The sequence below is a fragment of the Streptomyces sp. NPDC001599 genome, from assembly GCF_042893535.1.
Taxonomy (GTDB): Bacteria; Actinomycetota; Actinomycetes; order Streptomycetales; family Streptomycetaceae; genus Streptomyces.
Genome location: NZ_JBIAVA010000026.1, coordinates 51,921 through 76,898, shown reverse-complemented (window position 1 = coordinate 76,898; position 24,978 = coordinate 51,921). Strand labels below are relative to the sequence as shown.

Sequence of the window (24,978 nt, the reverse complement as noted above, 5' to 3'; positions counted from 1 at the left end):
GCGGCACCGATGGCACAGCCGATCAGAGCCACGGCGATGACCTGCGCCAGCACCGCGGAGCCGACGTCGTAGCGGTCCCGGATCGCCTCGACCGCACCGTTGATCACGGAACTGTCGTAGCCGAACAGGAAACCGCCCATCGCGGCCGCCGCCGCGATGAAGATGACGTGCCCGAGATGATCGGGATGAGCCGTCCTGGCTCCTGGACTGGGTGCCTGCGATGTGCTGGCCACGTGTACTCCTCGGGCTACCGGCAACGCTGCCGGGGCGGTTCGCCCTTCGAGGCACCGACGAAGGAACCTGAAGGTAAAAGCAACGTTGCAGAGAATATGTCTTCAAGTGTCGAAGTCAATAGGGCGAGAGCTGTGACTTTTAGGGGAGGCGAAGTGGTTATGTGTTCAAGTCTTGAAGAACAGGTGTTCAGGACTGACGCAGCCGCTGGCTGATGACCTTCGACACACCGTCGCCCTGCATGGACACGCCGTAGAGCGCGTCGGCGACCTCCATCGTGCGCTTCTGGTGCGTGATGACGATCAGCTGCGAGGCCTCCTGCAGCTCCTGCATGATCCGGATCAGCCGCTGCAGGTTGGTGTCGTCGAGCGCCGCCTCGACCTCGTCCATCACGTAGAACGGGCTCGGCCGGGCCTTGAAGATCGACACCAGCATCGCCACCGCGGTCAGCGAGCGCTCACCGCCGGAGAGCAGCGACAGCCGCTTGACCTTCTTGCCCGGGGGCCGGGCCTCGACGTCCACGCCGGTCGTGAGCATGTTGTCGGGGTCGGTCAGGATCAGCCGTCCCTCGCCGCCCGGGAAGAGCCGGCTGAAGACGCCCTCGAACTCCCGGGCGGTGTCCCGGAAGGCCTCGGTGAAGACCTGCTCGACGCGCTCGTCGACCTCCTTGACGACCTGGAGCAGGTCGGCGCGGGTCTTCTTCAGGTCCTCCAGCTGCTCGCTGAGGAACTGGTGCCGTTCCTCCAGCGCCGCGAACTCCTCCAGCGCCAGCGGGTTGACCTTGCCGAGCTGCTGGTAGGCGCGCTCGGCGGCCTTCAGCCGCTTCTCCTGCTCGGCGCGGACGAAGGGCCGGGGGCGGTTGCGCGGGTGCTCCGGGTCGGCGGGGAGCTCTTCGCCCTCGGCGGGGGGCGAGGGCGGCACCTCTTGATGGGGGCCGTACTCGGCTGCGAGCCCCGCCGGTTCCACACCGAGTTCCTCCAGCGCCTTGGTCTCCAGCTGCTCGATGCGCAGCCGCTTCTCGGCGCCGAGTACCTCGCCCCGGTGAACTGAATCCGTCAACTTGTCCAGCTCCGCCTTGAGATCGCGCCCGGCGGTGCGCGCGGCGGTCAGTTCCTGCTCGCGCCGGGCCTTGGCCGCCTCGGCGAGGGTGCGCTCCTCGTCGGCGCGGGTCAGCGAGACCTCGACGTGGGCGAGCAGCTGCCGGGCGCCGGCGGCGACCGCCTCGGCGACGGCCGCCTCGTGCCGCAGCCTGGCCCGCCGCTGCTCGGCACGCGCACGTGCCTCGCGTTCGGCGCGGGCGGCCCGGTCCAGGGAGTCGGCCCGTCCGGCCAGTCCCTTGACCCGCTCCTCGTGCGTACGGACCTGAAGGCGGGCCTCCATCTCGGTCTGCCGGGCGTTGGCACCGTCGGCGGCGAGCCGGTCGCGGGCCGCGGTGTCGGGCTCCTCCTCCACCGGCATCTCCTCGGCGACCGCGAGCCGCTCCGCCAGTTCCTCGACCTCCATGAGCGCCTTGTCGAACGCCTCCTGCGCCCGCTCGGCCGCGGCGGCGGACCGTTCCGCCTCACCGGCGGCGCCGCGCGCCTGACCCGCGAGCCGGCCCAGCTGCTGGGCGACGGACGACTTCTCGCGGTCGGCGGCCCGGCGCCGCTCCCCCAGCTCCTCGACGAGCGCGGCGCACTCCCGGCGCCGTACGGCGGCCGTGTCCTGCGCACCGGCCAGTTCCTCGCACCGCACGCCCAGCTCCGCCAGCTCGGCGGCGGCCTGGTCCACGGACGCCTGCACCTCCAGGAGGCTGGGCGCCCCGGCGGAACCGCCCTGCGCGAAGTGGGCGCCCAGCAGGTCCCCCTCGGCGGTGACGGCGGTCAGCCCGGGGCGGGCGTAGACGAGGTCCTCGGCGTCCTCCAGGGTGGCGACGACGACGATCCCCCGCAGCAGCCGCCGTACGGCGGGCATCAGGTCGGCGGGTCCGTGCACCAGATCGGCGGCGTGCGGCGGTCCGTCGCCGCGCGTCTCCCGGGCCACGTCGTCGGGGGCGCCGGCCAGCAGCAGGGCGGCCCGGCCCGCGTCCTGCTTGCGCAGCAGGCGGATCGCGTCGGCGGCCGCCGCGGGCGAGGTCACCGCGAGTGCGTCGGCGGCGGCACCGAAGGCGGTGGCCAGGGCGGCCTCGTGGCCGGGCGTCACGGTGAGGAGTCCGGCGGCGGGGCCGAGCAGTCCGCTGAGGCGGTCCTTGGCGGCGAGCAGCGCTCCGGTGCCGTCCTTGCGGCGCAGGCCCAGGGCGAGTGCCTCGTGCCGGGCCTGCGTGGCGGCGCGCTCGCGTTCCGCCGCGGTGGCCGCCTCACGCGCGGCGCTCAGCGCGGCCTCCGCCTCGGTCAGTGCCCGCCTGGCGGCGTCGTGGCGCTCGGCGAGTTCCTGGTCGCCGGCGTCGAGCCCGTCGACCTCGGCCTGGAGCGCCTCGTACTCCTCCTGCGCCGCGGCGGCGCGTTCCCCGGACTCGTCCCGCGCCTGGGCCAGCCGCTCGATCTCGGCCTGGGCGGCGGCGGCACGGGAGCGGGCGGCGCCGACCTGGCCGCCGAGCCGGGCGAGGTTCTCGCGGCGGTCGGCGATGGCGCGGGCGGCGTCCTTGAGGCGGCGCTCCTCCATGGCCAGTTCGCGTTCGAGGTCGGCGCGGTGGGCCGCCGTGTCCTCCAGGGCGTGTTCGGCCGCCTCCAGGGCCGCTTCGAGTTCGGCCTCCTGCTCGCGGACACGGGCGGCCTCGCGCTCCAGTTCCTCCGGGTCGCGTCCCCGGCGTTCCTCGGGCGGTGCGGAGGTGGCGCTCTTCACCCGCGCGTCGGCCAGCGAGATGGTGCCGCGCACCCGTTCGGCGAGCTGGGACAGCTCGTACCAGGTCTGCTGGGCGCGCTGGAGGCGCGGAGTGAGCCGGCGCACCTCGTCCTCCAGGTCCGCCTCGCGGCGCAGCGCCTTGCCCAGCTCCTGTTCGGCGCTCTCCTTGCGTTCCTTGAGCGCGGCCTCGTCGGCGACCTCGGCCTGGAGTGCCTCGCGCATCCGCACCAGGTCGTCGGCGAGGAGCCGGAGCCGGGCGTCGCGGAGGTCGGCCTGGATGACGGCGGCCCTGCGGGCGACGGCCGCCTGACGGCCGAGGGGCTTGAGCTGGCGCCGCAGCTCGTCGGTGAGGTCCTGCACGCGCGCGAGGTTGGCCTGCATCGCGTCCAGTTTTCTGAGCGCCTTCTCCTTGCGCTTGCGGTGCTTGAGGACGCCGGCGGCCTCCTCGATGAAGGCCCGGCGTCCCATCGGGTCGGCGTGCAGGACGGAGTCGAGCTGGCCCTGGCCGACGATGACGTGCATCTCACGGCCGATGCCGGAGTCGGAGAGGAGTTCCTGGATGTCGAGGAGGCGGCAGGTGTCGCCGTTGATCTGGTACTCGCTGCCGCCGTTGCGGAACATGATCCGCGTGATCGTGACCTCGGCGTACTCGATGGGCAGGGCCCCGTCGGAGTTGTCGATGGTCAGCGACACCTCGGCCCGGCCGAGGGGCGGGCGGCCGGTGGTACCGGCGAAGATGACGTCCTCCATCTTGCCGCCGCGCAGCGACTTGGCGCCCTGTTCGCCCATGACCCAGCTGAGCGCGTCGACGACGTTGGACTTGCCCGAGCCGTTCGGGCCGACGACACAGGTGATGCCGGGCTCGAACCGGAGCGTGGTCGCCGAGGCGAACGACTTGAACCCGCGGAGGGTCAGGGCCTTCAGGTGCACGCCGTCGGACTCTACCTTTCGGGTCTGTCTCACTCCACGAACCGGTGAACCGACGCGGTTTCACCGGTGAACGTGCAGGGCACATCAGACGTTGAAGAGGGTGAAAGGTTGCGCGGGGCAGGGACGGGGCGAGACGGCGGGGCGAGCGGCGAGACAGGGACGGGGGCCGGAAAGAAAGAAGGGACGCCGAAGCGTCCCTTGCAGACTCTGGCACTCGAGCGGTGGTACGGGCGGGCCCGGCCACTGCCGTGCCGTGGTGGAGCGATGCAGTGATCAGGTGAGCGCAGGCTCCGCCTGGTGTGCGTCAACGCTCTCCATGCTCTCCATGATCCTGTCGTGAGAAGCGGCAGCCGCCAGCGCGTCGTTCTCCGCCTGGATTCGTCCGAGCTCGGATTCCAGGTCCTGGACGCGCTGCTGGAGCCGTCGCATCTCGGCGAGGAGTCGAGGGTCGGAGCCGCCGACGTAACCGAGAAGCGCCTTTGCCATGATGGATGGTCCTCCACAATGAGTGACCGACCGAAGCGGTGTGGGTCGTGAGGGAATCGCACCCGCGGTGCTTGGCACTTTGGAGTTTTTACTGCCGTTCAACCATGCCAAACAGCTAAGGTGCGCGGGGCTTTCAGCGTCTCACCAAAAAGTTTGACGGTCAACACGATCACGCCCCGTATTGGCGGGCGCCCGGGGGCATGCGGCCGGTGGACGGCGACGCTGCGTCTCCTGCGGGCCCCTGGGGGCGTGGCGATCATTTCGCGTGCGGAGCCTCCCACGAGCGGCCGCCCTTGGCAACCACCTGCCCGTTTTCGCCCCGGCCACCCCTGCGGGGAGGGTCGCTTCCGCCGCCCGCGGACCTTCGCGCGGAGGGTCGTCAGCGGATGGCGAAGCCCTCGTAGCCCCCGCGGGGTGTGTCCCAGATCTCGGTGACTCCGTCCACGCGTCCGGGCGTGTCGTCACCGCGCAGCCACTCGAGCAGTCCCTCGCAGCGCTCGCGCGGGCCCTCCGCGACGACCTGCACGCGGCCGTCGCCCAAATTGAGAGCAAAACCACTCATCCCGCCGAGTTCCAGTGCCCTGGCCCGCGTGAACCAGCGGAAACCCACGCCCTGGACCTGTCCGCGCACCCACGCGACCAGCCGTACATCCTCGCTCATGACTGCAACCTAACCAGTCAATGTCTCGCGGGACACTTCACCCCCTGGCGCCATGCGGTACCGTCCCGACCCAATGAATCTCACTTGAAACTCACTCGATCGTGTGAGTTCCGTGTTGATCGTGAGCACAGCCGACCGCGAGGGCACGCCCAGCGCGAGGACGAGGACGAGGAAGGCCAGGACATGGGACGCCACCGACGCTCCGCCGCCGGCCGCGCCGCGGAAGGCCACCAGCCGGACGGTACGGCGGGACGGCGCCGCGATCCGCTCGCCCCGGACGCGGACGAGGCCCCCACGATGGGCATCGCTCCCTACCTGAACCCCGAGGCGTACGCCGAGGTCCGCGCCAAGAGCGACGCCTACCTCTTCGCCGACGCCCCGGACGGCGAGGGCCCGCAGGCCGGCCGCACCGTCGCCTTCCCCCGCGACGGATACACGCCCACCGGCGGCCCGCAGTCCGGCGGAGGGCGCCGTCGCCGCCGCAAGAAGGCGGCCACCCCGGTCCGCACCGGCCTGCTCGGTGTGTCCGCCGCGGTCGCCATCGGCACGGTGGCGGTGGCCACGGGCGTGGTGCCCGGCCTCGACAACTACCGGATCGGCGGCAGCAGCGGCGGGGACGACCGGGTACAGGCCCAGGACACCCCGACGAACGGCCCGTCCCAGCAGGGCGGCACCTCGGGCAGCGCCGACACCGGCCGCGGCGGCGACGCGGCCACGAGTCGCGGCACCGACCGCTCCTCCTCGTCCGCACCGTCGTCCAAGGCGCCGTCGAAGGAGGAGTCCGCCAAGGACTCCCCATCCTCGTCGTCGTCCTCGCCGTCCTCGGCCGACCCCTCCACCTCGGCACCGGCCTCGAAGCCCGCCGCCCCGGCCGGGACACCGTCGAAGACCGGGAAGCCGAAGCCGCCCCCGAGCGCCGAGCCGAAGCCGACTCCCTCCCGCCCGGCCGCCAAGGAGCCCGCGAAGCCCAGCACGCCCGCCGCCGTCTCCGAGGAGGCGGTCGCGCAGGCGCAGGTGCTCAAGCTGGTCAACGACGAACGGGCCAAGGTCGGCTGCACCCCGGTGGCCGCGAACAGCGCAATGCGCGAACTGGCCGAGGACTTCAGCCGGGCCATGGCGACCCAGGGCTTCTTCGACCACACCGACCCCAGCGGCGCCACCCCCTGGGACCGCGCGTCGGCAGCGGGCATATCCGGCCTCGGGGGCGAGAACATAGCCCGCGGCCAGGCCGACGCCCAGGCCGTGATGGACGCCTGGATGAACAGCCCCGACCACCGGGCCAACATCCTGAACTGCGACTTCCAGACCCTGGGGGTCGGCGTCCACTTCGGCCCCGGCGGTCCCTGGTGGACACAGGACTTCGGCTACTGACCAGCCACGGGCACCCGGCCCGCGCTCTCTGTCGCTCAGCGCGATCTGCGGCGCAGCGCTGTGCTCGCGTACGCTGGAGGCATGTCGACCACGCAGGAGCGCACGGCGGAGCAGGATCTGCCGTACGACGTGTTCTCCCGGGCCTGTCCCTCGCGCGGCACCCTGGAGCACGTCACGGGGCGCTGGGGCGCGCTGACGCTCGGCGCCCTGTACGACGGGTCGTTCCGGTTCAATGAACTGCGGCGCCGGGTGGACGGTGTCAGCGAGAAGATGCTGGCCCAGACCCTGCACGCGCTGGAGCGCGACGGACTGGTGCACCGCGAGGCGCAGCCCACCAACCCGCCCCGCGTGGATTACGAGCTCACGTCGCTCGGCCGTGAGGTGGCCGGGCGGCTGCTCGCGCTCATCGAGTGCGTCGAGGGGCGGATGGACGAGGTGCTGGCCTCGCGCGAGCGGTACGACGAGCGGCGGATGCCTACGGCGTGAGCCGTGGCGGGCGCTGGCACTTCGGGCAGAAGTAGCTGGAGCGGTTCATCCACGGCCGGCGGCGCATCGGTGTGCCGCACCGGCGGCAGGGCAGGCCCTCGCGGCCGTACGCGTCGAGCGAGCGGTCGAAGTAGCCGGACTCGCCGTTGACGTTGACGTAGAGGCTGTCGAAGCTGGTGCCGCCGACGGCGAGGGCGGCGTTCATCACGTCCCGGACGTGGCCGAGGAGTTCGGTGGTGCGGGGGCGGGTGAGGGTCGCCGTGGGGCGTTCGTAGTGCAGGCGGGCGCGCCAGAGGGCCTCGTCGGCGTAGATGTTGCCGACGCCGCTGATCAGGGACTGGTCGAGCAGGGCCCGTTTGATCGTGGTGCGCTTGCGGCGCAGGGCCTGGTGGAACGCCTCGTCGTCGAAGAGGGGGTCCAGCGGGTCCCGGGCGATGTGCGCGATGACGTCGGGCAGGCCGTCGGGGGACGTGTCGTGCAGGGAGAGGCCGCCGAAGGTGCGCTGGTCGACGAAGCGGAGTTCGGTGCCGAGGGCGTCGGCGAAGCGGACGCGGATGCGCAGGTGCTTCTCGGCGGGTGTCTCGTGCGGCTGGACCAGGAGCTGGCCGCTCATGCCGAGGTGGGCGAGGACCGCCTGGTCGGTGTCCTCCAGCGGCAGCCACAGGTACTTGCCGCGGCGACTGGGCGTGCCGATGCGGTGGCCCCCCAGACGGTGGGCGAAGTCGTCGGGACCCGCGAGGTGCCGGCGTACCGCGCGCGGGTGCAGCACCTCGGCGTCGGCGACCGTCCGGTGGGCGACCCAGCGCTCCAGGCCGCGTCGGACCACCTCTACCTCGGGCAACTCGGGCATGGCTTCCCCTCGCGGGCGGGACTGGACTGGTGACGAGCCGAACGCCCGCCCCGGCGGAGGGGCGGGCGTTCGGACCGTGCGATGGACGGGTCAGGCGGAGGCGGACGCCTCGTCGGGGTCCACGTCGACGGCGTTCGCCGTCGCCTTGGCGCGCTCGTCCGCCGCGGCCCGGATGGACCGCCACGCGGATTCCGCGGCCTGCTGCTCCGCCTCCTTCTTGCTGCGGCCGGTGCCGGTGCCGTACGAGACGCCTCCGACGCGGGCGGCAGCAGTGAAGGTCTTCTCGTGGTCCGGACCGGTCTCCGTGACCAGGTACTCGGGGACGCCGAGCCCTTCGGTCGCGGTGAGTTCCTGGAGGCTGGTCTTCCAGTCCAGGCCGGCTCCGAGGTTCGAGGACTTCTCGATCAGCGGGTCGAACAGGCGGTGCACCAGTTCGGAGGCCGCGTCGAGGCCCTGGTCGAGATAGACCGCGCCGATCACCGCTTCGAGGGTGTCGGCGAGGATGGACGCCTTGTCCCGGCCGCCCGTGCCCTCTTCACCGCGGCCGAGCCGGATGAAGGAGCCGAGTTCGAGCCCGCGGCCCACCTCCGCCAGCGCACGCGAGTTGACCACCGCGGCCCGCAACTTGGCCAGCTGGCCTTCGGGCAGGTCGGGGTGGGTGCGGTACAGCGTGTCCGTGACGACGAGGCCGAGCACGGAGTCCCCGAGGAACTCCAGCCGCTCGTTCGTCGGCAGACCGCCGTTCTCGTACGCGTAGGAACGGTGGGTCAGTGCACGCACCAGAAGGGCGGACTCGAGCTGATAGCCGAGCCGCCCTTCCAGAAGCGTGTGGGACGAGGCCTGGGTGTCCGCCTTCTTCTTGGCGGGTGGGTCCGCCTTGGCGTCTTCCGCCTTCTTGGGGACTGACACAGTGCCTCTCACCAGCCGCTCAGACCTCGAGGACCTGGCGCTTGTTGTAAGTGCCGCAAGCCGGGCACGCGATGTGCTGCAGCTTGGGCTCGTGGCAGCGCTCGCACGCAACCAGGGTGGGGACCGCAGCCTTCCACTGCGACCGGCGGTGGCGCGTGTTGCTGCGCGACATCTTCCGCTTCGGAACAGCCACGGCTACTTCTCCTGCTTCTCGGCGGCGTCCGCGGAATCCGACCCGTCGCCGCTCATCTCGTCCTTCTCGCCGTCTCCGAGTGAACCGGCGAGTCCCTGCAATGCCGCCCAACGAATGTCGACGGCGTCATGGTGGTGGTCCGGGTCGTCCGACAGGCGCACTCCGCACTCGGAGCACAGACCCTGGCAGTCTTCCTGGCACACCGGCTGCATCGGCAGTGCGAGCACCACCGCGTCGCGCAGCACGGGTTCGAGGCCGATCAGTCCGTCCTCGACGAAGAACCTGTCCTCGTCGTCCTCGGCGTCGTCGCCCGGTTCCGCCACAGGGCGGCCACGGTCGTCGGCGTCAGGGTACGAGAACAGCTCCTGGAAGTCCGCTTCGAGCTGCTGCTCCAGCGGCTCCAGACACCTTACGCACTCCCCCGCGGCCCTGGCACGGGCGGTGCCTGTGACGAGCACCCCTTCCATGACCGACTCGAGCCGGAGATCGAGCTCCACCGGGGCGCCTTCCGGCACTCCGATGACTCCTTGGAGACCGAAGTCCTTGGGGGCGTCGACCGTGCGGGTCAGGCGCTGGAGCGCACCGGGCCGCCGTCCCAGCTCGTGCGTGTCGAACACGAGGGGGTCGCGGTGGTCGAGGCGCGCGTTCAGAACCATTCCTGCTTTCGGTCTTCGTGGGTTGGGGGTGCCGCCCTTCGGTGTTCCCGGGCAGCGGCGATCGCGGACGTACACGCGACCGAAGAGCCAGGATACTGGACCATTCGCTCTCGGCCCAATCCGGCCCGGAACGCCCCCCTCGTCCCTAGAGGCCGCGGCCCTGTTCGTACGCCCGCAGCTGCTCGGCGCTGATCATGCTGGTGTCGAAGAGGCTGGTCTCGTCGAGCGCCTGCGGATGGGCCTGCGGGGCGTGCGGAGGCTGCTGCGGCTGCTGCTGCGGCGGCTGGGCGTAGCCCTGCTGTGCGTCGTACGCCTGCTGCCCGCCGTCGTACTGGTAGGCGTACGGGTCGGCGCCCTGCTGTTGGTAGCCGTACGGGTCCGGCTGGCCGTCGTAGGTCTGCTGGTAGGCCGCGTACGGATCGGGCTGCTGCTGGGGTACGTAGCCGTACGCCGGTTCCTGGGACGGCATCTCCGGCACGGCCTGCGCCGGCATCCGGGCCGCCACGGGCTGCTGCTCGCCGTACTGGGGCTGCCCCTGCTGCTCGGCTGGGGCGGGGGCGTCGGAGAGGCCCGCGAGGTAGTCGGCGTCGCTGGAGTGCTGGACGGTGGTCAGGTCGTCCGCGAGGGCGCCGAGGTCGTCGGTGGCGATCCGGCCGTGCAGCTTCTGGCGGCCCTTGCCGACCGCGTCCAGCGTCTTGGCGAGCACGGCCTCGAAGGCGCCGAGCTTGGTGTCGACGTAGGTGTCGGCGTCGCGGCGCAGGGTCTCCGGGTCGTGGCTGCGCTCGGGGGCGTCCTCGTCCTCGTAGCCGTTCTCGTCGAGGCCGGGTCCGGTGCCGAGGAGCTTCTCGCGGCCCCGGCCGACGGAGCCGAGGGTCTTGGTGAGGACGACCTCGAAGTTGGCGAGCTTGGAGTCGACGTAGTCGTCGGCCTCGGCGCGGACCTCCTCGGCCTCCTGACGGGCTTCGGCGAGGATCCGGTCGGCCTCGGCCTGGGAGCGGCGGGCGACCTCGGTGTCGGCGATCAGGGAGCCGCGCTCGGCGTGCGCGCTCTCGATGATCCGGTCGGCCTCCTGGCGGGCCTGGGCGACCATCTGCTCGCGGTCGCCGATCAGTTCCTGCGCCTGGGCGAGGGATCCGGGCAGCTCGGCGCGCAGCTCTTCCAGCATCGAGAGCAGTTCGGCGCGGTTGACCACGCACGAGGCCGACATGGGCATGGCGCGGGCGCCGGAGACCATCGCGGTGATCTCGTCGAGCTTGTTCTGCACGTCCACCGTGTGCTCGCCACTCTCTACAGCTGTGTTGGAGACGGACGGGTCGACTGTACGACCCCGGGGTGTCCCGGGGACACCGGGTGACGGCTTGTCAGTCTCCGTGCGCCGTGGCGGCGGCTGCGCGACGGGGCGGTCAGCGGTTCCTCAGGCGCTCCGTGAGGGCTTCGAGGACCAGCGGCGGCACCAGGTGGGCGACGTCGCCGCCCCAGGTCGCGACCTCTTTGACCAGGGAGGACGACAGGAAGCTGTAGGTGGGGTTGGTGGGGATGAAGAGGGTCTCCACACCGGAGAGGCCGTTGTTCATCTGGGCCATCTGCAACTCGTAGTCGAAGTCGCTGACCGCGCGCAGGCCCTTGACGATGGCCGGGATCTCGCGCTGCTTGCAGAAGTCGACGAGCAGGCCGTGGAAGGACTCCACGCGGACGTTCCCGTACTCGGCGGTGACCCGGTGGATGAGGTCGATCCGCTCCTCGATCTCGAACAGGCCCTTCTTCGCCTGGTTGATCATCACGGCGACGTAGACCTCGTCGTACAGGCTGGAGGCCCGGGCGATGATGTCGAGGTGTCCGTTGGTGATCGGGTCGAACGACCCGGGACAGACGGCACGGCGCACTTGAGTTCCCTCGCTCTCCGGTCCGGTCATCGTGCGTCTTCGCACGTAGAGGCGGCGCGACCGTACCAAAACGTTCCCTCGCCGTAGCGACGGGCCCGGATGGCTTCGAAGCCGTGCGGCCAGCGGAATTCGCCGCCCCTGGTGCTGCGCTCCACGGTGACGAGCGCTTCCGTCCCGAGCCACCCCTGCGTACGGAGTGTGAGCAGGATCTCGCGAAGATCGTCGTCCGAGACGGCGTACGGCGGGTCCAGGAAGGCGACGTCGTACGGCTCGTCCGGGGCCGGGGTGCGGATGATCTGTTCCGCTTTGCCCGCCCGGACCTCGGCGCCGGGCAGACCGAGGGACTCGACGTTCGCCCGGACCGTGCGGGCGGCGCGGGCGTCGGCCTCCACGAGCAGGACGTGTCCGGCGCCGCGGGAGAGCGCCTCCAGGCCGACGGCGCCGGAACCCGCGTACAGGTCCAGGACCCGCTCGCCGTCCAGCGGGCCGCCGAGCAGGGACTGCCAGGTGGAGAACAGGCCCTCGCGCGCGCGGTCGGAGGTGGGGCGGGTGCCGGTTCCCGGCGGGACGGCCAGTCGACGTCCGCCGGCCTTGCCGGCGATCACGCGGGTCATTTCTGGGTCCTTGTCGGTGTGCTCGGTGGACGGACGGTGTCCGTTGCCAGTCTCTCAGCCCTTCTCCAGGTACTGCTCCCGCTCCTCGTCCAGCAGTGTCTCCAGGGCCGTGCGCAGCCCCGGCAGACCGGTCAGCTCCGGGTCGGCGGCGACGACGGCCGCCGCCTCCTGCCTCGCCTCCGCGATGATCTCCTCGTCCTCGATGACGGCGAGGACGCGCAGGGAGGTGCGGGCGCCGGACTGCGCCTGGCCGAGGACGTCGCCCTCGCGGCGCTGTTCGAGGTCGATGCGGGAGAGCTCGAAGCCGTCGCGGGTGCTCGCGACCGCGTTCAGCCGCTGGCGGGCCGCGCTCGCCTCGGGCATCTCGCTGACCAGCAGGCACAGGCCGGGAGCGGAGCCGCGCCCGACCCGGCCGCGCAGCTGGTGCAGCTGGGAGACGCCGAAGCGGTCGGCGTCCATGATCACCATCGCGGTGGCGTTGGGGACGTTCACGCCGACCTCGATGACGGTGGTGGCGACCAGGACGTCGGTCTCCCCGGCGGCGAAGCGGCGCATGACCGCGTCCTTGTCGTCGGGCTGCATCCGGCCGTGCAGGACCTCCACCTTGAGTCCCTGGAGCGGGCCCTCGGCGAGCTGCTCGGCGACGTCGAGGACGGCGAGCGGGGGGCGTTTGTCGGCGTCGCCCTCCGGGGGCTGCTTGGACTGCTCGGCGCCCTTCCCGGGGTCGTCGTCCTCGTCGCCGATGCGGGGGCAGACGACGTACGCCTGGTGGCCGTTCGAGACCTCCTCGCGGACCCGCTCCCAGGCCCGGGCGAGGAAGTGCGGCTTGTCCGCGGCCGGGACGACGTGGCTGGCGATCGGGGACCGGCCGGCCGGGAGCTGGTCCAGGACGGAGGTCTCCAGGTCGCCGAAGACGGTCATCGCGACGGTGCGCGGGATGGGCGTGGCGGTCATGACGAGCAGGTGCGGGGGCTGCTTGCCCTTGCCGCGCAGGGCGTCGCGCTGCTCCACTCCGAAGCGGTGCTGCTCGTCCACGACGACCAGGCCGAGGTCGTGGAACTGCACCTTGTCCTCGATCAGCGCGTGCGTGCCGATGACGATGCCCGCCTCGCCGGTGGCCAGGTCGAGCAGGGCGTGCCGGCGGGCGGCGGCGCCCATGGAACCGGTGAGCAGCACCACCTTGGTGGCGTGTTCGGCGCCGCCCAGCATGCCGCCCTCGGCCAGCTCGCCCATCATCTCGACGACCGACCGGTGGTGCTGCTGGGCCAGCACCTCGGTGGGCGCCAGCATCACGGCCTGCCCGCCCGAGTCGACGACGGCGAGCATGGCGCGCAGGGCGACGAGGGTCTTGCCGCTGCCCACCTCGCCCTGGAGCAGCCGGTGCATCGGGTGGTCGGTGGCGAGGTCGTCGAAGATCTCGCGGGAGACCTTTTGCTGGCCGTCGGTGAGGGTGAAGGGGAGGCGGTCGTCGAAGGCGGTGAGCAGCCCGTCGGCGCCGGGCTTCCTGGGGACGGCGGGGAGTTGGGTCTCGGCGTGGCGGCGGCGGGCGAGGGCGACCTGGAGGACGAAGGCCTCGTCCCACTTCAGGCGGGCTCGGGCGTCCTCGATGTCGGCCTTGGTGTGCGGGCGGTGGATCTTGAGGAGGGCCTCGGGCAGGGAGACCAGGCCCCGGCCCTCGCGCAGGGAGCCGGGGAGCGGGTCGACGGCCTCCTGGGCGCTGGGCAGCACCGTCTGGATCGCCTTGGCGAGCTTCCAGGACTCCAGCTTGGCGGTGGCCGGGTAGAGGGGGATGAGGGCGCCCGCCCAGGACTCGACGGTCTCCTCGCCCTCCGTGTCACCGCGCAGCAACTCGTACGCCGGGTGTGCCAGTTGCAGTCGGCGGTTGAAGACGGAGACCTTGCCCGCGAACATCGCGCGGGTGCCCGGCAGGAGTTCCTTGTGGGGCTTGTGGACGCCGTTGCCGAAGAAGACCAGTTGGAGGCGGCCGCTGCCGTCCGTGATGGTCACCTCGAGCCGCTGCCCCTTGCCGCGCGGGGCCTTCGACGAGGCGAAGGTGTGCAGGCGGGCGTCGGCGACCTGGGCGACCACCGTGACGTGCTCCTCCATGGGCAGGTCGGCGAGGTGGGTGAGCTGGCCGCGCTCCTCGTATCTCCGGGGGTAGTGGTGGAGGAGGTCGCCGACGGTGTGCAGGCCGAGGTGCTCGGCCATCACCTTCGCGGTGGCGGGGCCGAGCACCTTCTTCAGGGGTTCTTGCAGTGCGGGCACGAGATCCATTGCACACCACGCCACTGACAACGGCCCAGGGGGAGCGCCGTACCGGCCCCGTACTCCCCCGCCTACTCCACGCCGACCAGCAGCAGGGCGCCCTGCCGGCCGCCCCGGTAGACCACCGTGTCGACGGCGAGGTAGGCCTCCCGGACGCGGGCCTCCAGCCGGTCGGCGACGGCCGGGGGCGCCTCGTCGCCGAGGACCAGGGTGACCAGCTCGCCGCCGGCCGACAACATGCGGTCCAGCACCGTCGCGGCGACCTGGGAGACGTCCGCGCCGATCACGGCCACATCGCCGTCGATGAGGCCGAGCACGTCGCCGGCCTGGCAGATGCCCGCCGTGGTCCAGGACTGGCGTTCGGCGACCGTGACCTCGGCGTGGCGGGTGGCGCCGGCCGCCGAGGTCATCGCCACCACGTCCTCGTCGAAGCGCCGCTCGGGCTCGTGCACGGCGAGCGCGGCGATGCCCTGGACCGCGGAACGGGTCGGGATGAGGGCGACGCGGATGCCCTCGGTGCGGGCCTGCTCGGCCGCCGCGGCGGCGGTGTGGCGCAGTTCGGCGTCGTTGGGCAGCAGCACCACCTCGCGCGCGTGCGCCCGCCGGACGGCCTGGACCAGCTCGCCGCTCGCGGGCGGCTCTCCGGGGCGTGCGAGCAGGGTGGTCGCGCCGGCCTCGGCGTACAGCCCCGCCAGGCCCTCCCCCGGTACGACGGCCACCACGGCGCGCTGGGCCCGTTCCCGGGGCGGGCGCTCGGTCCCCGCGGTGTGCGCGTCGCCGTGCCCGAAGTGGGTGATGCGGATCCGGTACGGCCGCCCGGCCTCGACACCCGCCTCCACGGCGGCGCCCGCGTCGTCGACGTGCACGTGGACGTTCCACAGTCCGTCGCCGCCGACCACGACGAGCGAGTCCCCGAGGGCGTCGAGCCGCTGCCGCAGCCGGGCCACGGCGGCGTCCTCGGCCTCCAGGAGGTAGATCACCTCGAAGGCGGGACCGTTCTCCTCGCCCTCCGTCTCCGTGGCGCACTCCCCGGCGGGGACGTGCGCGTTTGCGAGTCCCTCGCCGCCACGCTCCACGCGCGCGTGCGGCACGGCGACCGGGCGGGGCGCCCGGCCCGTGAAGGTCTCCACCAGGGCCGCGAGGACCGTCACCAGGCCGTGGCCGCCCGCGTCGACCACTCCGGCGCGCTCCAGGGCGGGCAGCTGGCCCGGAGTGGCGGCGAGTGCCGCGCGGGCACCCTCGTAGGCGGCGCGGGCCACCTCGGCGCAGTCGCCCTCGGCACCCTCGGCCGCGTCGGCGGCCGCCGAGGCGACGGTCAGGACGGTGCCCTCGACCGGGTGGGCGACGGCCTGCCGGGCGGACGCGGCGGCGTGCCGCAGGGCCCTTCGCAGACCCGAGCCCTCGGCGTGGTCGGAGCCGCCCGGCGCGGTCAGCACCTGGGCCATGCCGCGCAGCAGTTGCGCGAGGATCGTGCCGGAGTTGCCCCGCGCGCCGATCAGCGCGCCGTGCGCCATGGCACCGACGGCGTCGGCCAGCGAGGGACCGTCGCTCACCTCGCGCGGCGCCTGGCTCGCCTCCCGGGGCGGCTCGCTCGCGTCCCGCGCACCCGCGTTCAGCTCGTGTGCCGCGAAGACGGCCTCCACGGCAGCGACGGCCGACTCGACGGTCAGGTAGAGGTTCGTGCCGGTGTCCCCGTCGGCGACGGGATAGACGTTGATCGCGTCGATCTCCTCGCGCGCCCGGCCCAGCGCGCGCAGTGACAGACCGCACCAGGTACGCACCGCCAGAGCGTCGAAGAACCTCTGCGGCACCTGCGCCACCTGCGCCTCCCTGAGCTGCGGACGTGGCAGGCAGCGTAGACCTTGGGGGCCGGCCCACCGGAAGAGGGCCGGGACGGGCCCCTGAGCTGCCGTGGTAGTTTCGTTGTACGGGAGCAGCCGTTGTATGCTGCTCCGGTTGCCCGATCCCGATCGGGCCATCCCCCTGGCACCGCCACTCAGATCCCGGCCCGTTCGCGAGTCCGAGAACTTGATCCCGGCATGCCGGGATCAACCGTAAGTGCATCTGAAGTCTTTGGAGTGACCCGTGGCTGCCAACTGCGACGTCTGCGGCAAGGGGCCGGGCTTCGGCAACAACATCTCGCACTCGCACCGCCGTACGTCCCGTCGCTGGAACCCGAACATCCAGCGTGTGCGTACCGTGGTGGGCGGGACGCCGAAGCGCGTGAACGCTTGCACCTCGTGCATCAAGGCCGGCAAGGTCTCGCGCTGACGCATCAGCTGAGCGCGCGGCCACTGCCTGGTCCGCTGCACGGAGCCGGTCCACCTCGTGTGGGCCGGCTTTTTGCCGTGCCAGAATTCCGGGAATGCGCTTCGGCATTCTCGGCCCCCTGGACATCCGCACCGACGACGGCACCCCCGTCGACCCCGGCGGCCCCCGGCCCCGAGCGCTGCTGACCCTCCTGCTCCTCGACGCCGGCCGCACGGTCCCCGCGGCCCGGCTGATCGACGGCCTGTACGGCGGCGAGCCGCCCGCCGGTGCCGCGAACGCCCTCCAGTCGCAGATCTCGCGCCTTCGCGGGCGACTGACCCCGCACACCCTCGTCGAGGGCAGCGGCGCCGGGTACCGCGTCGTCACGCCGCCCGAATCCGTCGACAGTCACATATTCGAACGTCTGTGCGGTGAAGGGCGTGCCGCCCTCGCCGTCGGCGACCACGCGCGCGCGGCGGCCGGGTTGCGAGAGGCACTCGCGCTGTGGCGCGGTCCCGCACTGCCCGACCTGCCGGAGGCGCCCGCCGAGGCGGCCCGTCTCACGGAGCTGCGGCTGACCGCCGTACAGGACCGGATCGAGGCGGATCTGGCGCTCGGTGGTGGCCCCGAGCTGGTGCCCGAGCTGCGGGCGCTGCTGTCCGCGCACCCCTTGAGCGAGCGGCTCTACGGGCAGCTGATGCGGGCCCTGCACGCGGGCGGACGGCCCGCGGAGGCGCTGACCGTCTACGAGGAGGCGCGGCGCACCCTGGTGGAGCAGCTCGGCACCGACCCGTCGCCCGAGCTGTCCGCACTCCACGGTGAACTGCTCCGGGGACACTCCGCCACCGCCCCGCGCCGGCCCGGACTCCCCGCCCAGCTGACCCGTTGCGTCGGCCGGGACGCGGAGCTGAACCGCATCACCGCCCTGTTCGCCGACGTGCGCCTCGTCACACTCACCGGTCCCGGCGGCACCGGCAAGACCCGGCTCGCGATCGAGGCGGCGGGGCGGTACGCCACGCCGGGCTCCCCGGCCGAGGTCTGCTTCGTCGAGCTGGCGCCCCTGACCGACGGCACCCGGATCCCGTACGCCGTGCTCACCGCGCTCGGTGTGCGCGAGGGGTTCCGTACCGCGGGCGTGGACGCCACCGAGCGGCTGCTGACGGCCCTGGAGGACCGCGAGACGCTGCTCGTGCTCGACAACTGCGAGCACCTGATCGACCAGGCCGCGGCGCTGGCGGCACTGCTGCTGGCCTCCTGCCCGGGCATACGGATCCTCGCCACCGGCCGGGAGAGCCTCGGGATCACCGGCGAGGCCCTGGTGCCGGTTCCGCCGCTGTCGCCGCGCCCGTCGGCCGAGCTGTTCCTGGAACGCGCCCGTGCGGTGCGCCCCGGGTTCGACGGCCACGCGCGCGTGCCGGAGATCTGCGCGGCGCTGGACGGGCTGCCCCTGGCCATCGAACTGGCGGCGGCCCGGCTGCGCACCCTCGCGCCGGACGAGCTGGCCGACCGCCTGGACGACCGTTTCCGTCTGCTCAGCCGGGGCGACCGTTCCAAGGCGCCCCGCCACCGCACGCTGCGCGCCGTCGTCGAGTGGAGCTGGGAGCTGCTGGACGAGGAGGAGCGGGAGCCGGCCCGGGGCTGCCAGAAGATGTCCGGGAACGCGGGCCCGTTCTTCGCGCCGCCCACCGAGCGCCGTATCCGCAGCCGCGATCGCATGTACCGGCTGCTCAGCCACCGCCTGATGGCCGGCTTCTTCAAGCGGCTCACGGAGAAGGCGGCCACCGGCATCGAGCTCAGGGAGTATCCCGCCTGAGCGCCCAGCCGTGGTCCACGGGTCCGATGCCGCCGCCGAGCGGGAACCCGGCCTTGATCGCCCCGGTGACGTACTCCTTGGCCGCCCTCACCGCCTCCGGCACCGACTGCCCCTTCGCCAGCCCGCAGGCCACGGCGGAGGCGAGGGTGCAACCGGTGCCGTGCGTGTGCCGGTTGTCGAGACGGGGAGCGCGCAGCCAGTGCTCCTCGGAGCCGTCGGTGAGCAGGTCGACGGCGTCACCGGCCAGATGGCCCCCCTTGATCAGCACCCAGCGTGGGCCGTACTCCAGCACGGCGGCCGCGGCCCGGCGCAGATCCGTTTCGGACTCGACGCGTACGCCGGTGAGTTGGGCGACCTCGTCGAGGTTGGGCGTGGCGACGGTGGCGACCGGGAGGAGTTTGCCGCGGACCGATTCGAGGGCGGAGGCCGCGAGCAGCGCGTCCCCGTGCTTGGAGACGCCGACCGGGTCGACGACGGCGGGCGCGTCGGTGGCGGCCAGCAACTCGGCGACGGTCTCGACCAGTTCGGCGGAGGAGAGCATCCCGGTCTTGACCGCGTGCACGCCGATGTCGTCCACGACGCTGCGGTACTGGGCGCGTACCGCGTCCACGGGCAGTTCCCAGGCGCCCTGCACGCCGCGGGAGTTCTGCGCGGTGACCGCGGTGAGGACGCTCATGCCGTGGGTGCCGAGGGCGAGCATCGTCTTCAGGTCGGCCTGGATCCCGGCGCCGCCGCCGGAGTCCGAGCCCGCCACGGTGAGGACCAGGGGCAGCCCGGTCACGACTCCACGTCCCCGCCGAAGTGGTCCCAGCCGCCCTTGCTGGTCCAGGGGGCTCCGTCGACCGTCACCTGGGGCAGCGCGGACGGGTTGAGGACCTCGCCGATGACCTTCCAGCGGGCGGGCAGCTTCACGTCCGGCGGGAAGGTCGCCACGATCGCGTGGTCCTCGCCCCCGGTGAGCACCCACTGCATGGGGTCGACGCCGACGGCCTGCCCGATGTCGTTCATCTGGGACGGGATGTCGATCTGCCCGGAGCGCACGTCGATCCGGACCTTGCTGGCCTCGGCGATGTGCCCGAGGTCGGCGATCAGCCCGTCGCTCACGTCGCACATGGCGGTGGCGCCCAGGCCCGCGGCGGCCGGACCCGCGTGGTACGGCGGCTCGGGGCGGCGGTGGGCCTCGACGAAGGCGCGCGGCGAGCGGAAACCGCGGGACAGGACGGCGAACCCGGCGGCGGACCAGCCCAGCCAGCCGGTCACCGCGACGAGGTCGCCGGGCTGGGCGCCGCCCCTGGTCACCGGCTCCTGGTTGCGCAGGTCGCCGAGGGCGGTGATGGAGACGGTGATGGTGTCGCCGCGCACCACGTCGCCGCCGACCACGGAGGCGCCCGCGACCTGGCACTCGTCGCGCAGCCCGTCCATCAGCTCGGTCGGCCAGGTCACCGGCAGTTCGGCGGGCACGACCAGGCCGAGCAGCAGCGCGGTCGGCACGGCGCCCATGGCGGCGATGTCGGCCAGGTTCTGCGCCGCCGCCTTGCGGCCCACGTCGTACGCGGTGGACCAGTCACGGCGGAAGTGCCGTCCCTCGACGAGGATGTCGGTGCTGGCCACCACCCTGCGGTCGGGCGCGGCCACCACCGCGGCGTCGTCGCCGGGACCCACCCGGACCGCCGGGGTGGTGGTGAGACGGGAGGTGAGCTCCCTGATGAGCCCGAACTCCCCCAGCTCACCAACAGTGCCCTTCATCGCCTTGGCTCCCCTTCCGTCCCTGTCCCTGTCCGTGCCCGGTCGCGCGTCATCTCTGTCCTCGTTACGGTCGAATTGACCGTCGCCACGGTCGGCGTGATCGTCAACTCGTGTCCTTGCGGCACCCCGACGCGCGAGGCCCGCGGCCCGCGGGTCTCCCCTCGGAGAGCGGCTACGCGATACCGTGGCGTTCCTTTTCCCCACATGATCCTCGTGGCCGCTCTGGAGGTTCCGTGGTACAGGCGTACATTCTGATCCAGACCGAGGTCGGCAAGGCGTCGACCGTCGCCGAGACGATCAGCAAGCTCCCCGGCGTGATCCAGGCCGAGGACGTGACAGGACCTTACGACGTCATCGTCCGCGCCCAGTCGGACACCGTCGACGAGCTGGGTCGCATGGTGGTCGCCAAGGTCCAGCAAGTGGACGGCATCACCCGCACCCTGACCTGTCCGGTCGTCCATCTCTAGCTCCTGTCCCCTCTCCGCCGCTCGGTCCCGTCCTGGTGATCGCCGCCGCGTGCTGTTCCTCAGCAGACGACGGCAAGTGGACGACGGTTCCCGGACCGGACAGGAAACCCGCTGATCATACTGCGAGAAGGCGACCCCCGAGGGAGTCGCCTTCTGCGTGGTCACGGCGCGAAAAGCGTCAGCGCAGTCCCGTCGGCCGCCGCAGCGCCGCCTGGACCAGCCGGTCCACCAGCTCCGGGTAGCTCACCCCGCTCGCCTGCCACATCTGCGGGTACATGGAGATCGGCGTGAAACCGGGCATGGTGTTGATCTCGTTGATCACGAACTCGTCGTCCTCGGTGAGGAAGAAGTCCGCGCGCACCAGCCCCTCGCAGGAGGCCGCGTCGAACGCCGCCACGGCCAGGCGCTGGACCTCGGCGGTCTCCTCGGCCGTGAGCGGGGCCGGCACGAGGCCGGGGGTGGAGTCGATGTACTTGGCCTCGAAGTCGTAGTACGCGTGCTCGGAGGGCGGCGGGATCTCGGCCGGGACGGAGGCCCGGGGGCCGTCCTCGAACTCCAGCACCCCGCACTCGATCTCCCGGCCGCGCAGTGCCGCCTCGACCAGGATCTTCGGGTCGTGGCGCCGGGCCTCCTCGATCGCCTCGTCGAGGCCGGAGAGGTCGTCGACCTTGGTGATACCGATCGAGGAACCCGCGCGGGCGGGCTTCACGAACAGCGGCCAGCCGTGCTCGCCGGCGAAGTCGACGATCTTCCTGCGGGCGCCGGAACGGTCCTGCTCCCACTCGCGGGGCCGGATCACCGCGTACGGGCCGACCTTCAGCCCGTAGGAGGTGAACACCGCCTTCATGTACTCCTTGTCCTGGCCGACGGCGGAGGCGAGGACGCCCGCGCCGACGTAGGGCACGCCGGACAGCTCCAGCAGGCCCTGGAGGGTGCCGTCCTCGCCGTACGGACCGTGCAGCACGGGGAAGACGACGTCGACCTCGCCCAGCGCCTTGGGCACCGAGCCCGGTTCGCTGTAGACGACCTCGCGGCTCGCGGGGTCGACGGGCAGCAGCACGCCGCCCTCGGTCGACTCGGCCAGTTCCTCGACGTCGGGCGTACGGCGTTCGGTGATCGCCATGCGTTCCGGTTCGTCGGCGGTGAGGGCCCAGCGGCCGTCCCGGGTGATGCCGATCGGCAGGACGTCGTAGCGCGTCCGGTCGATGGCCGCGAGGACGGCGCCGGCGGTGACCACGGAGATCCCGTGTTCGGAGCTGCGCCCGCCGAACACGACGGCCACACGCGGCTTGCGGGGCGGCCGCTGGGGGCTCTGCTCAGGGTTCTGGGGGAGGTTCTCGGTGCTCATATCGCGTTGAGAGTACCCGCCCGCAGTGCCTCGAGACAGCGTCGGCGGGGCCGTGTGGCGCCCGAGTTCCACCGGGTTCAGGGGGCGTCGCTCAGCGTCGTTCGGGCTTCGCGCTGCGCGACATGAGTTCCTTCACTGCGACCACCGGGGACTTGCCCTCGTGCACGATGGCGACGACCGTCTCGGTGATCGGCATGTCGACGCCGTGCCTGCGGGCCAGGTCCAGCACCGACTCGCAGGACTTGACGCCCTCGGCGGTCTGCCGGGTGACCGCGATGGTCTCCTCCAGGGTCATGCCCTTGCCGAGGTTGGTGCCGAAGGTGTGGTTGCGGGACAGCGGCGAGGAGCAGGTCGCCACCAGGTCGCCGAGTCCGGCCAGGCCGGAGAAGGTCAGCGGGTCGGCCCCGAGGGCGACTCCGAGGCGGGTGGTCTCGGCGAGGCCGCGGGTGATGAGGGAGCCCTTGGCGTTGTCGCCGAGGCCCATGCCGTCCGCGATGCCGACGGCGAGCCCGATCACGTTCTTCACCGCGCCGCCCAGTTCGCAGCCGACGACGTCGGTGTTGGTGTAGGGGCGGAAGTACGGGGTGTGGCAGGCGGCCTGGAGGCGCTGGGCGACGGATTCGTCGGGGCAGGCGACCACGGCTGCGGCCGGCATGCGGGCGGCGATCTCACGGGCCAGGTTGGGTCCGGTGACCACGGCGATGCGCTCGGGGCCGACCTTGGCGACGTCGCCGATCACCTCGCTCATCCGCATCGCGGAGCCGAGTTCGACGCCCTTCATGAGCGACACCAGGACGGTGCCGGGCGCCAGCAGCGGCGTCCAGTCGGCGAGGCCCGCGCGCAGCGTCTGGGAGGGGACGGCGAGGACGGTGAAGTCGGCGTCCCGCGCGGCCTCGGCGGCGTCGGTGGTGGCCCGCAGGTTCTCGGGGAGTTCCACGCCGGGCAGGTAGTCCGGGTTGGTGCGGGTGGAGTTGACGGCGTCGGCGAGTGCGGCGCGGCGCCCCCACAGAGTGACCTCGCAGCCCGCGTCGGCGAGGACCGTGCCGAAGGCGGTGCCCCAGGATCCGGTGCCGAAGACGGCCGCCTTGACCGGCTTGCTCACGTGCTCTGCCCTTCTGCCTGCGGTCCGTGGGTGCGCGGGCGCGCCGACTGCGACTTCGCCTGCTGGGTGCGGCGCCGCTGCTCGATCCGCTCGCGGCGCGGGTCGTAGGGGGATTCGGGTGCCTTCTCGCCGCGGATCTCCTCCAGCTGGCGGGTGACGGCGGCCATGATGACCTCGGTGGCCTCCTTCAGCACCTCCGTGGTCATCTCCTTGTCGTAGAACCGCGACAGGTCGACCGGCGGGCCGGCCAGCACCTGGTGGGTCTTGCGCGGCAGGAGGCTGGGCTTCTTGGCGTACGGCGGCAGCAGTTCGTTGCAGCCCCACTGGGCGACCGGGATCACCGGGCACCTGGTCTGCAGGGCGACGCGCGCGGCACCGGTCTTGGCGGTCATCGGCCAGCCGTCCGGGTCGCGGGTGAGGGTGCCCTCGGGGTAGAACGCGACGCACTCGCCGCGCTCCACGGCGTCGATCGCGGCCCGGAAGGCGCTCAGCGCGTCGGTGCTCTCGCGGTAGACGGGGATCTGTCCGGTCCCCCGCATCGCGGCGCCGACGAAGCCCTTCTTGAAAAGGCCGCTCTTCGCCAGGAATCGCGGGACCCGTCCGGTGTTGTACTGGTAGTGCGCGTACGCGAAGGGGTCGACGTGCGAATTGTGGTTCACGGCGGTGATAAATCCACCCTCGGCCGGAATGTTCTCCATTCCCCGCCAGTCCCGCTTGATCAGAACCACCAGCGGCGGTTTGCAGATCACCGCGGCCAAGCGGTACCAGAAGCCGATTCTGCGGCGGGGCACGCTGACACCTTTCCTCCAGGGCCTGGGGCCGGACAAGTGTCGCCCCGGGCCGCCCGTCTGTCGAGAACACCGTACGCCCCGAAGAGTGAACCGCCAGGTCTCGCAGGTGACAATGACGGCGACGAGAGAAGGACGGAACGCTCGTGCAGTGGACCTTGGTCGTACCCGTGAAGGCCCTTGCCCGGGCCAAGAGCAGGCTGTCGGACACCGCGGACGACGGGGTGCGGCCGGGGCTCGCGCTGGCGTTCGCACAGGACACCGTGGCAGCCGCGCTGGCCTGCCCGGCGGTCGCGGATGTGGCAGTCGTCACGGACGACGCGCGGGCCGGGCGGGCGCTGGCGGCGCTCGGCGCGGGCGTGGTCGCGGACGAGCCCGGCGGGGGCCTGAACGCCGCGCTGACGCACGGGGCGGCCATGGTACGGGCGGCCCGGCCGGAAAGCCCGGTGGCCGCGCTCAACGCCGATCTTCCCGCGCTGCGGCCGGCCGAATTGGCGCGGGTACTGGCCGCGGCCGCGCTATTCCCACGTGCTTTTCTCCCGGACGCGGCCGGAATCGGCACCACCTTGCTGGCCGTGGCGCCGGGCCTGGAATTGGCGCCCGCATTCGGCACGGATTCACGGGCCCGCCACCGGGCGTCCGGCGCGGTGGAACTGCGTCTCGGCGCGGTGGATTCCGTACGGCAGGACGTCGACACCGGCGGTGATCTCCGCTCCGCCCTGGCACTCGGGGTGGGTCCCCGTACGGCCGCGGTGGCGGCGCGGTTGCTGATCGCCGGGCAGTAGGCTGCCGGCATGCAGGCGACCGCGTACACGTACGACCCCGAAAGCCGCAGCGGGCAGGTGCTGCTCGACGACGGGACGCCCGTGCCCTTCGACGCGGCGGCGTTCGACGCGGGGGGCCTCAGGCTGCTGCGGCCCGGGCAGCGGGTGCGGATCGAGACCGAGGAGACAGGCGCGGACTCGAAGACAGGCGCGGACTCGGGGGCGGGCGCGGACTCGGGGGCGGGCTCGGGGGCGGGCGCGGAGCGCCGGATCACGCTGGTGACCCTGCACACGTTCTGACCGGCGGGGCCCGTCCGACGGGACCCGGACACGCCGCGGGCCGGA

Annotated in this window: 24 protein-coding genes and 1 pseudogene; 7 read left to right on the top strand and 18 right to left on the bottom strand. The window is 72.3% G+C overall.

Features of this window, described 5'->3' with window-relative positions:
- The 4 genes and pseudogenes from ACFYZ3_RS37170 to ACFYZ3_RS37155 all read right to left on the bottom strand — a co-directional run.
- Positions 1–233 (bottom strand): annotated as a pseudogene (locus tag ACFYZ3_RS37170) (MFS transporter); the annotation flags it as partial.
- Between the two features lie 187 nt (positions 234–420).
- Positions 421–3,981, bottom strand: a complete 3,561-nt coding sequence (gene smc, locus ACFYZ3_RS37165) for a chromosome segregation protein SMC (RefSeq protein WP_388527454.1) — start codon at positions 3,979–3,981, stop codon at positions 421–423.
- Between the two features lie 273 nt (positions 3,982–4,254).
- Positions 4,255–4,467 (bottom strand): hypothetical protein, encoded by a 213-nt coding sequence (locus tag ACFYZ3_RS37160; RefSeq protein ID WP_003973418.1) that lies wholly within the window; start codon positions 4,465–4,467, stop codon positions 4,255–4,257.
- A 379-nt stretch (positions 4,468–4,846) separates the two neighbouring features.
- Positions 4,847–5,128: an acylphosphatase gene (locus tag ACFYZ3_RS37155; protein ID WP_003973419.1), complete on the bottom strand. Its 282-nt coding sequence runs from the start codon at positions 5,126–5,128 to the stop codon at positions 4,847–4,849.
- A 183-nt stretch (positions 5,129–5,311) separates the two neighbouring features.
- Between ACFYZ3_RS37155 and ACFYZ3_RS37150 the strand changes: the two genes are divergently transcribed.
- Both ACFYZ3_RS37150 and ACFYZ3_RS37145 read left to right on the top strand, forming a co-directional pair.
- A complete protein-coding gene (locus ACFYZ3_RS37150) occupies positions 5,312–6,499 on the top strand; it encodes a CAP domain-containing protein (RefSeq protein ID WP_388527450.1) in 1,188 nt (395 codons plus the stop codon).
- Between the two features lie 81 nt (positions 6,500–6,580).
- On the top strand, positions 6,581–6,985 hold the full coding sequence (locus tag ACFYZ3_RS37145) for a winged helix-turn-helix transcriptional regulator (RefSeq protein WP_388527447.1): 405 nt from the start codon (positions 6,581–6,583) through the stop codon (positions 6,983–6,985).
- Here ACFYZ3_RS37145 and mutM read toward each other — a convergent pair.
- The 9 genes from mutM to ACFYZ3_RS37100 all read right to left on the bottom strand — a co-directional run bounded on the left by mutM (position 6,975) and on the right by ACFYZ3_RS37100 (position 16,175).
- A complete protein-coding gene (gene mutM, locus ACFYZ3_RS37140; RefSeq protein WP_388527444.1) occupies positions 6,975–7,835 on the bottom strand; it encodes a bifunctional DNA-formamidopyrimidine glycosylase/DNA-(apurinic or apyrimidinic site) lyase in 861 nt (286 codons plus the stop codon). The genes ACFYZ3_RS37145 and mutM overlap by 11 nt on opposite strands.
- A gap of 90 nt (positions 7,836–7,925) precedes the next feature.
- On the bottom strand, positions 7,926–8,756 hold the full coding sequence (gene rnc / locus ACFYZ3_RS37135; RefSeq protein WP_051783480.1) for a ribonuclease III: 831 nt from the start codon (positions 8,754–8,756) through the stop codon (positions 7,926–7,928).
- A 7-nt stretch (positions 8,757–8,763) separates the two neighbouring features.
- The gene (gene rpmF, locus ACFYZ3_RS37130) at positions 8,764–8,937 is read right to left on the bottom strand and encodes a 50S ribosomal protein L32 (RefSeq protein ID WP_006139588.1); all 174 of its coding nucleotides are present in this window, start codon (positions 8,935–8,937) and stop codon (positions 8,764–8,766) included.
- A 2-nt stretch (positions 8,938–8,939) separates the two neighbouring features.
- On the bottom strand, positions 8,940–9,593 hold the full coding sequence (locus ACFYZ3_RS37125) for a YceD family protein (protein WP_361011441.1): 654 nt from the start codon (positions 9,591–9,593) through the stop codon (positions 8,940–8,942).
- Positions 9,594–9,738: 145 nt separating this feature from the next.
- Positions 9,739–10,863, bottom strand: coding sequence for a cell division initiation protein (locus ACFYZ3_RS37120; RefSeq protein ID WP_388527439.1), 1,125 nt, complete (start codon positions 10,861–10,863; stop codon positions 9,739–9,741).
- 133 nt (positions 10,864–10,996) lie between these two features.
- Positions 10,997–11,476 carry a pantetheine-phosphate adenylyltransferase gene (gene coaD / locus ACFYZ3_RS37115; RefSeq protein ID WP_388527436.1) on the bottom strand — a complete coding sequence of 160 codons (480 nt, stop codon included), beginning with the start codon at positions 11,474–11,476 and terminating at the stop codon, positions 10,997–10,999.
- Between the two features lie 26 nt (positions 11,477–11,502).
- Positions 11,503–12,090, bottom strand: coding sequence for a 16S rRNA (guanine(966)-N(2))-methyltransferase RsmD (gene rsmD / locus ACFYZ3_RS37110; protein WP_388527434.1), 588 nt, complete (start codon positions 12,088–12,090; stop codon positions 11,503–11,505).
- 54 nt (positions 12,091–12,144) lie between these two features.
- Complete coding sequence (gene recG / locus ACFYZ3_RS37105; RefSeq protein ID WP_388527431.1) at positions 12,145–14,364, bottom strand: ATP-dependent DNA helicase RecG; 2,220 nt, start codon at positions 14,362–14,364, stop codon at positions 12,145–12,147.
- A gap of 62 nt (positions 14,365–14,426) precedes the next feature.
- The gene (locus ACFYZ3_RS37100) at positions 14,427–16,175 is read right to left on the bottom strand and encodes a DAK2 domain-containing protein (RefSeq protein ID WP_388527428.1); all 1,749 of its coding nucleotides are present in this window, start codon (positions 16,173–16,175) and stop codon (positions 14,427–14,429) included.
- 265 nt (positions 16,176–16,440) lie between these two features.
- Between ACFYZ3_RS37100 and rpmB the strand changes: the two genes are divergently transcribed.
- Both rpmB and ACFYZ3_RS37090 read left to right on the top strand, forming a co-directional pair.
- Positions 16,441–16,626, top strand: a complete 186-nt coding sequence (rpmB, locus tag ACFYZ3_RS37095) for a 50S ribosomal protein L28 (protein ID WP_003993230.1) — start codon at positions 16,441–16,443, stop codon at positions 16,624–16,626.
- A 94-nt stretch (positions 16,627–16,720) separates the two neighbouring features.
- Entirely contained in the window at positions 16,721–18,418 is a 1,698-nt protein-coding gene (locus tag ACFYZ3_RS37090) for a BTAD domain-containing putative transcriptional regulator (protein WP_388527425.1), read from the top strand.
- On the opposite strand, the gene thiD is transcribed toward ACFYZ3_RS37090, so the two are convergent.
- Together thiD and ACFYZ3_RS37080 are read right to left on the bottom strand one after the other, a co-directional pair.
- On the bottom strand, positions 18,399–19,199 hold the full coding sequence (gene thiD, locus ACFYZ3_RS37085; protein ID WP_388527422.1) for a bifunctional hydroxymethylpyrimidine kinase/phosphomethylpyrimidine kinase: 801 nt from the start codon (positions 19,197–19,199) through the stop codon (positions 18,399–18,401). The two genes, ACFYZ3_RS37090 and thiD, sit on opposite strands and share 20 nt — an antisense overlap.
- Positions 19,196–20,164, bottom strand: coding sequence for a thiamine-phosphate kinase (locus ACFYZ3_RS37080; protein ID WP_052838407.1), 969 nt, complete (start codon positions 20,162–20,164; stop codon positions 19,196–19,198). Before ACFYZ3_RS37080 ends, thiD begins: the two co-directional genes overlap by 4 nt.
- A 233-nt stretch (positions 20,165–20,397) precedes the next feature.
- Here ACFYZ3_RS37080 and ACFYZ3_RS37075 point away from each other — a divergent pair, with 233 nt between their 5' ends.
- Positions 20,398–20,631, top strand: coding sequence for an Lrp/AsnC family transcriptional regulator (locus ACFYZ3_RS37075; protein WP_003973433.1), 234 nt, complete (start codon positions 20,398–20,400; stop codon positions 20,629–20,631).
- Positions 20,632–20,809: 178 nt separating this feature from the next.
- Here ACFYZ3_RS37075 and ACFYZ3_RS37070 read toward each other — a convergent pair whose 3' ends face one another.
- From ACFYZ3_RS37070 to ACFYZ3_RS37060, 3 genes are all read right to left on the bottom strand, one after another.
- Positions 20,810–21,979 carry a D-alanine--D-alanine ligase family protein gene (locus ACFYZ3_RS37070; protein ID WP_388527417.1) on the bottom strand — a complete coding sequence of 390 codons (1,170 nt, stop codon included), beginning with the start codon at positions 21,977–21,979 and terminating at the stop codon, positions 20,810–20,812.
- A gap of 91 nt (positions 21,980–22,070) precedes the next feature.
- A complete protein-coding gene (locus ACFYZ3_RS37065) occupies positions 22,071–23,081 on the bottom strand; it encodes an NAD(P)H-dependent glycerol-3-phosphate dehydrogenase (RefSeq protein WP_361011414.1) in 1,011 nt (336 codons plus the stop codon).
- Complete coding sequence (locus ACFYZ3_RS37060) at positions 23,078–23,872, bottom strand: lysophospholipid acyltransferase family protein (RefSeq protein WP_388527414.1); 795 nt, start codon at positions 23,870–23,872, stop codon at positions 23,078–23,080. The genes ACFYZ3_RS37065 and ACFYZ3_RS37060 overlap by 4 nt, the downstream gene beginning before the upstream one ends.
- A 143-nt stretch (positions 23,873–24,015) precedes the next feature.
- Between ACFYZ3_RS37060 and cofC the strand changes: the two genes are divergently transcribed.
- Complete coding sequence (gene cofC / locus ACFYZ3_RS37055; protein WP_388527411.1) at positions 24,016–24,654, top strand: 2-phospho-L-lactate guanylyltransferase; 639 nt, start codon at positions 24,016–24,018, stop codon at positions 24,652–24,654.
- A 9-nt stretch (positions 24,655–24,663) separates the two neighbouring features.
- Positions 24,664–24,933: a hypothetical protein gene (locus ACFYZ3_RS37050; protein ID WP_388527408.1), complete on the top strand. Its 270-nt coding sequence runs from the start codon at positions 24,664–24,666 to the stop codon at positions 24,931–24,933.
- The last annotated feature ends 45 nt before the right edge of the window (positions 24,934–24,978 follow it).

Coding starts and splice junctions, on each gene's coding strand:
- ACFYZ3_RS37080 (WP_052838407.1), bottom strand. CDS start 20,164: ATGAAGGGCACTGTTGGTGAGCTGGGGGAGTTCGGGCTCATCAGGGAG.
- rsmD (WP_388527434.1), bottom strand. CDS start 12,090: ATGACCCGCGTGATCGCCGGCAAGGCCGGCGGACGTCGACTGGCCGTC.
- ACFYZ3_RS37050 (WP_388527408.1), top strand. CDS start 24,664: ATGCAGGCGACCGCGTACACGTACGACCCCGAAAGCCGCAGCGGGCAG.
- recG (WP_388527431.1), bottom strand. CDS start 14,364: ATGGATCTCGTGCCCGCACTGCAAGAACCCCTGAAGAAGGTGCTCGGC.
- ACFYZ3_RS37155 (WP_003973419.1), bottom strand. CDS start 5,128: ATGAGCGAGGATGTACGGCTGGTCGCGTGGGTGCGCGGACAGGTCCAG.
- ACFYZ3_RS37125 (WP_361011441.1), bottom strand. CDS start 9,593: ATGGTTCTGAACGCGCGCCTCGACCACCGCGACCCCCTCGTGTTCGAC.
- ACFYZ3_RS37150 (WP_388527450.1), top strand. CDS start 5,312: ATGGGACGCCACCGACGCTCCGCCGCCGGCCGCGCCGCGGAAGGCCAC.
- mutM (WP_388527444.1), bottom strand. CDS start 7,835: ATGCCCGAGTTGCCCGAGGTAGAGGTGGTCCGACGCGGCCTGGAGCGC.
- ACFYZ3_RS37070 (WP_388527417.1), bottom strand. CDS start 21,979: ATGAGCACCGAGAACCTCCCCCAGAACCCTGAGCAGAGCCCCCAGCGG.
- ACFYZ3_RS37160 (WP_003973418.1), bottom strand. CDS start 4,467: ATGGCAAAGGCGCTTCTCGGTTACGTCGGCGGCTCCGACCCTCGACTC.
- ACFYZ3_RS37145 (WP_388527447.1), top strand. CDS start 6,581: ATGTCGACCACGCAGGAGCGCACGGCGGAGCAGGATCTGCCGTACGAC.
- ACFYZ3_RS37090 (WP_388527425.1), top strand. CDS start 16,721: ATGCGCTTCGGCATTCTCGGCCCCCTGGACATCCGCACCGACGACGGC.